General features: G+C 57.5%; 3 protein-coding genes and 1 pseudogene. All 4 read left to right on the top strand.

Annotated features, from left to right (window positions below):
* Positions 1–13: 13 nt before the first annotated feature.
* Positions 14–3,619: an nSTAND1 domain-containing NTPase gene (locus tag NKI54_RS35725; protein ID WP_352694533.1), complete on the top strand. Its 3,606-nt coding sequence runs from the start codon at positions 14–16 to the stop codon at positions 3,617–3,619.
* A 336-nt stretch (positions 3,620–3,955) separates the two neighbouring features.
* Positions 3,956–5,251, top strand: a pseudogene (locus NKI54_RS35720) (caspase family protein); the annotation flags it as partial.
* Positions 5,211–7,748 carry a WD40 repeat domain-containing protein gene (locus NKI54_RS35715; protein ID WP_352694531.1) on the top strand — a complete coding sequence of 846 codons (2,538 nt, stop codon included), beginning with the start codon at positions 5,211–5,213 and terminating at the stop codon, positions 7,746–7,748. The pseudogene NKI54_RS35720 and the gene NKI54_RS35715, both read left to right, overlap by 41 nt.
* Positions 7,696–9,465, top strand: a complete 1,770-nt coding sequence (locus NKI54_RS35710; RefSeq protein ID WP_352694529.1) for a WD40 repeat domain-containing protein — start codon at positions 7,696–7,698, stop codon at positions 9,463–9,465. Before NKI54_RS35715 ends, NKI54_RS35710 begins: the two co-directional genes overlap by 53 nt.
* Positions 9,466–10,440 lie beyond the last annotated feature (975 nt).

Raw genomic sequence — 10,440 nt, 5'->3', positions numbered from 1 at the left:
TTCATTCGAGCCGATTGTCGTCAGGCCCGGCCCGACGCCATTCGCCAGTCTTGCACGGGCTCTTGCGGCCGCGACACCTCCCGGAAGCATTGCACCGGATGAGGCATCGCTGAGGTCCGATCCGAGTGCTTTGGCGACCTGGGTTAAGATGATGTCCAGGCGGGGCGGGATACTGCTTCTGGTCGACCAGGCAGAGGAATTGATCACCATGAACCGCGATGACGCGGTGACAGCGGGTTATCTTAGGCTGGTCGACAACGCGCTTAGGGAGGGCGACGGGCGTTTGCGGATCTTGTTCACGGTTCGCTCCGAGTTCGAACCACAGTTCGCCCAGTCACCGCTCAAGGCGCGCTGGCCGCGAGCCCGCTTCCTGGTTCCGCCGATGACACAGGACGAACTGCGGCGGGTCATTGAAGGTCCGGCCGCCGTAAAGGTGATGCGCTTCGAGCCGAGCGACCTGATCGATGACCTGGTGAACGAAGTAATCCAGATGCCGGGTGCGCTACCACTGCTCTCCTTCGCGCTCAGCCAGATGTACAACAACTATCTGAAGCGCCGGAGCAACGACAGGATATTGACCGACGCAGACTATCAGGCCCTTGAGGGAGGCGTCACGGGGTCGCTCCGGGTTCACGCAAACGAACTGGTCGGCGTTTGGGACAAGCCTTTTGAAGACACGGCACGCCGCGTCCTTGAGCACCTCTTATCGTCGAACTCCACTCATGGAATGGCGGTTCATGGGCTTGGGATGACGGACCCGGCGGAGCAAGCCCGCGTTGAGCAGGTTGTAGCGCGCATGGAGTACGCGGGCCTGATCGCCCGAACACATGACGGCGAACAGATGCTTCGTTTGGCACATGAGGCAAGGTCGTCCCTTCTGCATGATCTCCTCGCCGAGGTGAAGGGGGCCTTCGATTCATATCAGCACACAGCCAGACGCGTTCTCGAACGTTTTGTTTCCGTCGATGTTGGCGAGTTTGCCAGGCGCCGGGTAACACGAGCAGAGTTTCAGGTCTTGGATCCGCGCGACCAGGTCCGGGTGAACAGCATACTCGAGCGTCTTGTCGAGGCGCGCCTCGTCGTGTCCGACGAGATCGAGAACAGAGCATACCTTGAGCTCGCCCACGACGCTCTGATCCTTGGTTGGGACCGGCTCCTCACCTGGGTTCGGGAGGATTCCCCCCTCATTGCCGACCTGCGCCGGCTGACGCCCGAAGCGGAAAGATGGGCAAGCTCGCCCAAGAAGAATGCGGGGCTTCTCTGGTCTGACCCCGCGCGGCTAGATGCCATCAGGAGACTGCAGGCAACGACTTCACCTGGCCTGAACAAGATAGAAAATGAGTTCGCGAACCGGAGCATAAGACGCGCGCGTTGGAACCGCGCCATCCGGGATGCCACAGTTCTGGTGCTTGCGCTGTTGACCATTGGCGCCGTCTGGTTTGCTTATTCCTCCAATCAGCAGCGAACGCGAAGCGAAGCAAATCGCTTGGCACTCGCTTCGCAACTGGCCACCCAAGTGGATCAGTCGCTTCTGATTGCGGTCGCCTCCTCCCGGCTTGAGTCCAATTTCGAGTCGAGGGCTGCGTTGTTCTCGGCGCTAACGAAGCGCCCCCGCCTGGTTCGGCTGCTGCACGGTGCAAACGGCGCGATTGGCGATCTGGTCGTCTTGGCGAACCAGACCATTGTGACACGGTCGAGCGCAAACTCCGGCAAACTGTTATTTTGGATACCGGAATCTGGAAATGGTGATGCCAAGCCTGTCTCCGGCGTTCATGACGGCTTCGATGGTTTTCTCGTCGCATCTGGCGAGACGCGCCTCGTCGTCAGGAGGGGCGACCTGATTGAGATCTACAATTTCGACCCCGATTCCAAGCAAGCTCAGATCGCTACAACCCTGACGATGAAAGGTGCGACCAGTTTGGCCGGTGATCCTCACAGTTCGCTCGTTTACGTCACAACGGCGGACGGTGGGTTGATGACTGTCGACTCGTCCTCCGGAGCCAAGGTAGCAACCGAACGACTTCCAGTGGAGAATCCCACCGATGCCCGGCTCAGGGCAGGTGATGACCAGGTTCTTGCACTCATGGCGGGGGGCGGCGTCTGGCTGAAGGCGAAAGAAGGCTGGCGCCAGCTGGGCGGTCCGGCGCCGCAAGGCTATACGTTTGTCGGCCTGGAAGTAGACGACCGTGACGGTCTGATCATCGCGGCCTTGGGCGTGGAGCAGGGGCGCCAGTCGACCGAGTCCACCGAACAGGGCAAGCAGGGCTTTCTGTGCTGGAATATCTCTACCGGCGGGCCAGCAGAATCATGCCTTGATCTAGCACCAATCGCCGATCCTGCGGAGATCGGAAGGATGACGCCGGATATTGCGTTCTATTCGACGCGAGACATGCCCACGGGATATGATCGAACTGAGTATCGCGTCAGGAAAGGCGATGAATGGTCGCGGGAAATTCTCAGGATTGATCCGACCTTTGTTTCATCCCTTGCGGTTGACGACCAGAAGCAGACATTGCTCCTTGGCACTATCGACGGCGAGCTCGGCGAATATTCTCTTGAGAGTTTCATTTCGGGGACGGCTGTCGCGATAGAGGGTGATGTAGAGCCTCTCCTGACGACCTGGGCAGACGGACGATGTTTCATGCTTGTTACGAGCCAGGCCTTTGTCGAGCGTCGACCGTGCGACAATCAAGGCAAGGCCGGCAGAGGGCATGTCGATCTGCAGAGCGACCTTACTCTTCGGCCTCAAGCGACTGCAGATGGATCGAGCATTTTTGCTTTGACGAAGAGCGGAGACCTCCTTGTTTGGAACACGGACCTCAGCCAAGTCGCCGTTGTTCACTCGCCGCCCGGACAGGCGTTTTCAGCGTCGACGGAGGTGATGTATGACAAGCACAAGCGGCGGGTGATCGCTGTTTTGGACGAAAGCAACGAGATTTGGGTAAATCAGATCGACAAGAATGAATGGCGCGCATTGGCTCGCACTCCGTTCAAGATCCGTAACATCGCCCTCTCGATCGACGGCGAATCTCTGTTCGCAGGATCGGCTACGAGCGGCGAAGTGCAAAGTGTGGACTCGAACTCCGGTCAAGTCAGGTTCAACGCTGTCATTCCATCGGCCGATTTGATCGGGTGGATGAAGACAAGCCAGGATTGGCTTTACCTCTCTGCACTCACGGGACGTCACAGCCTGTTTCGACTTGACGTGCAAACGGGTAAGCTCGCCTCGGGCGATCTCAATCGCTTCTCTGGGCCCGTAAGAATACTGGCGATATCCGAAGACCAGAGATATTTCGTTGTTGAAGGTGTTGGGGTACCCAACGGCAAGGTGGCGAAGACGGAAGGCGGCGTCCACGGACTGACAATCGAGCTTTGGGATGCAGCACGATTACAGCCGCTTGGCGACGGTGTGCCCACCAATGACTATGACCGGAATATCGCGGCCTTCTCGCCAGACGGGCAGGTCCTGAGCCTGGTGCTTGCATCGATGAGGCGAGCAGTGACCCTTTCCTTGCGAGAGTCGGAGTGGGTTGCAGCCGCATGCAAGATGGCGGGGCGCGAGCTTGACACGGCCGAGCGCGCAAGGTTCTCCGTTCCTACCGGCACGAGCTGTGGCTAGACAAGTAAGCCAGACGCTCGGGAATGTCGCGAGGACGCTCTCTTTTGCCTCGGGATGAGCTCGTTTTCACATGGACTATCGTGCCTTGACCTAAATCTGCCAAAATACGCATCCCTTCCCATCGTTCGATTTAGGCGGACCACCAGCTAGAGTTTCTCGGTCTCCGAAAGAGTGCTGGGTTGACGCAACCTCTTGTTTACAGCAGTATGCAGCAATAGACGTCGGTGTTGCTTCGGTTTCGTAGTTCATGGCGCTTGCGTTTTTTGGCGATCGGCTTAAGAATATTTATCGATTACTCTTTGCTGTCGATCCAAGCTTCCGAGTTCAGGTCATTGAATGGACGGCTTCAGTCGCAGTCTCGCATTCATTGTCGCGATCGATCGCTACGAGAATGGCATCCCACGACTGCAGACACCGGTCGCCGACGCGACTGCTCTGGCCGAGTGCCTGCGTCAGGATCATGACTTCGAGACACAGCTGTTGCTTGATTCCGGTGCCACCCTCCCAGGGTTGCGCACCTTTCTTTCCCGTCTGCCAGACCAAGTGGGCAGCGAGGATCGCGTGCTATTTTATTTTGCTGGCCACGGCATTGCCAAGCCGAGCAACACCGGCCCAATCGGCTACATTTTGCCCCAGGATGCAGGGCTATACGCCGACGCGAGCTACCTGCCCATGCTGGAGCTCAACGCCGCACTGTCGGCGCTGCCCTGCCGGCACATGATGATCATTCTCGACTGCTGTTTTGGCGGTGCTTTGCAATGGGCAAGCACGCGGCATCTGGCGCTGGCTCCGGAGCATTTGTACCAGGAACGATACAAGTGGTTCATCAGCGACAAAGCATGGCAGGCGATGGCTTCCGCCTCGCATGACGAGGAGGCTCTGGATGAAGCAGTGGTGCGGCCGCTCGGCATAAGGGAAAATCTTGCGGGGCATTCACCTTTCGCTGCAGCGCTTATTGCTGGCTTAAAGGGGGCCGCCGATCGGGCGCCGGTCGGGCAAATGGGTGATGGCGTCATCACTGCGACGGAGCTCTATCTTTATTTGGTGGAGGCGTTGTTGCCGCGGTCAGACGCCGCATTTCGACAGACGCCGATCTTGTGGTCTTTGAACAAAGACGACAAAGGCCAGTTCGTCTTCTTGGTGCCAGGCAGAAATCTCGAACTTCCTCCTGCGCCTCCCCTGGACCGCGATGCGAACCCGTGGCGATCCCTTGAGGTCTATGAAGAGGAGCATGAGGGTATATTCTACGGGCGCCGCGACGCCGGCGATAGCTTGGCCCAGCGATTGTTGGGGAAACCCGCGACAGACGACAAGCCCCCGGCACCCCGCGAGCGTGTAATTTTCCTCACTGGTCCATCTGGGATTGGCAAGTCGAGCCTTGTTCGGGCGGGCCTGCTCCCTCGCTTGAAACGTGTGCTCGGCGACAAACTTGTCCCGATCGTCATGCGGCCGGGTTTATCGAGAACGACGGCGTTTGCCAGTCTTGCCGCGGCGTTGAAGGCTTTACCAGGCGACGTGCCATCACCCGATGAAAATGCTCTGCGGACCGATGAGACTTCCCTTACAGCGTGGGTAAAAGGGCAGCCCGAAAATCGGGAACTTCTCCTGGTCGTCGATCAGGCAGAAGAGCTCTTCACTATGGAGGGCGGCAAAAACCCAGGAGGCGGCTCAAGCATTCATCGAACTGATCGCGAACGCTCTCGACAATACCGACCGTGGCTTTCAAGTGGTCTTCACCGTGCGCTCCGAATTCGATGCGCAGTTTCAGCAGTCGGCATTGAAGGATCGTTGGCCAACGGCCCGATACGCTGTTCCGCAAATGACCCAAGACGAGTTACGTCGCGTCATCGAGGGGCCCGCTGCGGTAAAGGCCATGCGATTTGAGTCAGCCGAATTGGTCGACAAGCTGGTGAACGAAGTTGTGAATATGCCCGGTGGGCTACCTCTGCTCTCTTTCGCGCTCAGCGAAATGTACATGAGCTATTTGCAACGCCGAGGTACCGATCGGGCTCTCACGCAGGCCGACTACGACGCTCTGAAAGGTGGTGTCGTCGGCTCGCTTCAGGTCGGGGCAAATCAGGTCGTCGATGACCGAAACAGAACGCTGCTCGATACTGCAAGGCGTGTGCTCGAAAGATTCGTTTCAGTCGAAGGTGGCGAGTTCACGAGACGTCGCGTACCCCGTTGGGAACTGGACGTCCGCGAACCAGCGGAGCAAGAGCGTATCAACCACATCTTGAACCGCCTCGTCGAAAAGCGTCTGGTGGTAACGGACGAAGCTGGCGGACAATCTTATCTTGAGTTTGCCCACGATGCGCTGATACGTGGGTGGAACCGACTGCAAGGGTGGGTAAGGGAGGACGCAGAACGTATAGCGGCGCTGCGTCGTCTGACATTTGACGCTCGACGATGGCAGAATCCGGGAAATGCCAGCACTTTGTGGGACGATCCAGCTCGCGTCGCACTGATCAAAGATCTGCAAGCCGCACCTTCTCCCGGGCTGAACAGCATCGAACACGATTTTGCGGTTGCCGGGCTCAAGCGGATGAGACGGAACGCGGCGATTCGATGGTCTGCGATTGCAGCTTTGCTGATTTTTGCAGTAGGTGCCTTTGGCTCTGCCCTCTACGCAAATAATCAGTCCAAAATAGCTTCCGAAAATCAGAAAGCTGCCGAACGCTCGGCGCGCGTCGCGGTCTCGCGCCTCCTCTCCTCCGAGGCGGATGCCGCCATGCCTGACTTTCCCCAACGAAGCCTGCTTCTGTCGAAGGCGGCAGTCAGTTCAACACAGGCTGACGAACCAACTGAAACACGATCCGCTAACGCCTTGGCTGTCGGTTTGGCGCGTGTCAAAGGCAGACCGCTTCTGGCTGGGAGGCAGCGCGCTGCATCTGTTGCTGTGAGCGCCAACGCGACCAGGATTGCGTTGGCGGCTGACAATGGATCTGTTGCCTCCTTCAATTTGTCTGGCTCGTCCCCAAATGCGTTCACTCAAGGAGCCCCCTCAGATTCAAAGGAAATTTCCGTGAGCCCTGGCGGGCGGTGGTTGGTATCATTTGATCACAACAGCATTGCGCATCTCAAAGATTTCAAAGCAATGCCGGCCGCGCCCACGATTCTGACACCAGCTGGCGCAGAAAGCCGATTGGCGTTGTTTAGTCCAGACGAGAGATGGATCTTTGTGGTGGGGGAGAATGGTCCGTCCGGTTCCGCAAATGCCGAGCCCGGCGAGCCGATCGCTCAAATCTGGGATCTGTCATCGCAACCGCCATCTCCGCTTGAAATTCCCCTCACGGCTTTTAGCGCAAACGAGTTGATCATCTATCCCCGGATACATCCCCAACTGATTACCTTTAGTCCTACTGGGGAATATTTTGTCACGCGGCACCGAGGAGAATCAACGGAGATATGGTTTCTGAGGAGGCCGTCTCCGGAGCTGGTGGCAAGCATGCCGGCTTCGTCTGCACGTGACCTGCCGATCAAATTCAGTCCCGACGGTCGATGGCTCCTGATTAGCGAGAGCCCCGGAGACCGCTCTCGACTATGGTACCTTCCGAAAGATGGAGGAAAGCCGGTCCCATACAGCTTTTCAAAAGATATTGGCGATCAACAGGACCCCGCCGGCAACACCGCCCCCGCAGCCGTTACAGCTGTGGCGTTTAGCTCCGACAACAAGATGGCGGTGGGATCGGCGGATGGATTTGTGCGAGTATGGGCACTGTCTGAACGCAATCCGCTCGTATCCCCGGTTTTGTCGTTCAAACACAATGTCTCCATGGGTCGACTTGAATACAGCCCGGACGGCCATTGGCTCCTAGCGAAGCCTGAATTGATTTCAGACGAGGGGGTCACCGGGCGGATTTTTGTTTCCATGGACAGAGATCGCCGGCCTTTGTTGTTTTTTACCGGGGCCGCACCTGATTTCCCGCATTTCGATTTGTTTGGCGATGAAGCCAAGGATTTCGCATTCAGCAAAGGGAGCGACTGGCTCCTCGTTCGGTCTCCAGGGTTGGACGTGTGGCACCTTTCGGAGGATCGCAATCTGCCGAACGTCACCCGCTTTCAAACCGACACAAGTGCAACGGTGGCTCGCTTTATCGGGGGGGGGGAGACGCACAGGTCATCCTGACCGGCCACCAAACGGAAGCATCCAAATCGCGAAGCTGAAGGTCGATGCGCCTGCTTCGGCCCCTGCTGTGCTGTTGTGGCACGAGTCGCCTGTCACCGACCTTGCGGTGAGCGATGACCTCAGTTGGCTCATTAGCGTCGCCGAGGATGGATCATCGGCGCTTTGGAGATTTCTTCCGGACTGGGTCCCCTTTGTTCAGGATGGGGCCCTAACGGGGGTCAAAGAACCGGTTTTTGAGAAGGGCGATGAAGCGATCAATTATGTGCGCTTTAGCCCCGATGGCTCGTGGATTTCTGCTAAAACCGAGGAGGGACCAATCTTACTCGGAAAACAGCGGGCCGACGAGCCCAATCAGTTGCCCCGTCTGCAGGCCGTAGGAGAGGGATATTTCGGCACCAGGAGCATCTTTAGTGATGATAGCCACTGGATCGCTTCTTACGGTGACCTGAAGCTCGTTTCCAGTGGCGTGGGTTGCCCTGAAGAGCACTCCATATTTATGAAGAACATTGCCTCACAGGGCGAAGCTGAAGAATTCCACTTGGCCGAGCCAGCTTTTGATATCCGCTTTAGCCCAGGGGGAAAGTGGCTGTTAGCGCACGTGCAGCAATTGCTCGCGTCGGATGTGTGTCCAATCAGGTCTGCCATACTGTTTCGTACGGCCGCAGGTCTCCAAGCGGGCGCAGTCGAACTGAAGGGCGATACCTTTATGTTTAGCGAGAATGGCCGCTGGCTTGCTGTGGGCAAGGGTGATCAAACGGAGTTGCTCGATCTCCAGCGTGACAATCCGAAAGAAAATCCAATTTTACTGGATGGAAAATTGGTGGGTCCGCAGAAGTACACGATGTATGGGAAGATATGGCAGCAAGATCGTATCGTGATACAGAATGACTACGGTGCTTCTGTTATTGACATTTCGGGAGATCAACCTGCGGATGTGGGCATAAATCTTGAGGGCACGGCTGAACGAATTGCCGCTGCCGACTTCAGCCAAGACGGAAAATGGCTGGTTACCAGCGATTTTCACGCGACCAGAGCGTGGCATCTTGCTGGTACCGGCGGAAGTGTAGAGGCGACAGCTCCCCTTGTATCCAACACGCCGTCGACCGTGGTTTTTGGCTCAAAGAAACCGTGGATTGCGACAGCGGCCCTGGGCGGAGCCCAGATATTCGACCTTACAAATAAGGCTGGAGCGGCGCCGGTAGAGCTCGCGACAGGCGAGGCGTCAATTGCGTCCAGTCCTGATGAATGCTGGCTAGCAGCATCATCCACGACAGGCTCTGTGGTTGCCCTCCACTTGTGTGGCGAGAAGCCATGGGATCGGATTGTTCTCCAGGCAGGCGCCGCTGACCATGTTGGAGGTGGAGCCGGGAGTGTGGCCTTCAATTCTGCGTCGAACCTGCTGAGCTTTTCCGGCAATGATGGGGCAATTCGCGTTTGGGACCTGAGACGCCAGCCGCTCCAACAAGCCATCCTGTCCGACAAAATGGAAGGCGGAACAGCATTGGTGGGCTTTTTTCCAGGGGAAGAGGGGAGCCTTGCGATTCTTGAAAGTGGTCGCCTCATACGCTGGTCGCTTGAAACCGGTCGCGCCATGGACTTGGTTTCGCGCGTCGTCAACCGTGATCTAACTCTGGCAGAATGCAGTAGGTATTTTTCCCAAGCCGATCTTTTGCTGATAAAGTCCGCGATCGCTGGATGTCCACCCACCGCACCCTGACTTCATTGAGGTTCACTTCGATCGCAGATTTTTGAACCTCAGAGTGGATTCATATCCCAGTTCGGTCGGAGCATTTCGCGATGAACGATGCGGTGACAATTCGCACAGACGCGCTGCAAATCGGCGAGCCGTGTGCGCGTTGGGCCATCCATTTTGCCTACACCTGTGCGTCATAAGCCGTGATGGATTGGGCGAACAAATCAACAAAATCAGGTAATTATGGAATCCAATGTACAGAAACCGTACACGGAAGTTCTGTGGTTTGGTCGAAGAATGTCGTCATAGGCACTACGTCGATAGGCTCACACGACACAACCCGAGATGGCGCCCCCCTCCTCATCATTCTTGGGTTGACTAGTCAGTCGTTTGCGAACGTGGGCACCACGCTCCCGCCGATGCCGCCTCGTCGGATATGAACGCCACCTCGCCAACATGCGACAGAAGGCTTCGCGCGGTCTTTATTTGTACAGGCGTTGCGTGTTCGCTTGGGCAGCAGGCGATCATGCCAGATCCGATCGCTGCGCGGGGTATTCGGCATGCAACGAATAACGACCACCTCTTTGGATCTTTCACCTAACCCTTCGGGGCAGACTTCAACCGAGCTAGGCCATCAAGTATCTTGGCGAGCGCCGATAAGGAGGCCCGTCCAGTCTGAAGGCAGCCCGGTAGGCCCCTCGCATAAGGCGCCTTGCTGAGCACCCCGCAACTCTTGACGCGCGCCCAAGGGCGCCGCTGCCTGGTTGCACCGAGCCATCCAGTTCCCAATCTCCGAGGGCGGACTCGCCTTCGCCCTTCCAGGACGCGAAGTGAAGCGTTGCCGACCGGTCATACTCGGCGCGATCCGTTGCGAGCGTATGCAGTGCGTTGCTGCTGTCGCTTGGCAGATGGGGTGGTTGCCGTCCTCCCCTAACGGCATCGCAATGTGCCAAGGTGATGTGGTGTAGGCCACAGAACAGAGAGGACGGCGGATGAAGG

The sequence above is a fragment of the Mesorhizobium sp. M0663 genome (assembly GCF_040320585.1).
Classification (GTDB): domain Bacteria; phylum Pseudomonadota; class Alphaproteobacteria; order Rhizobiales; family Rhizobiaceae; genus Mesorhizobium.
Note: the sequence above shows the minus strand (reverse complement) of the source record. Positions and strands in the feature narration are given on the sequence as shown.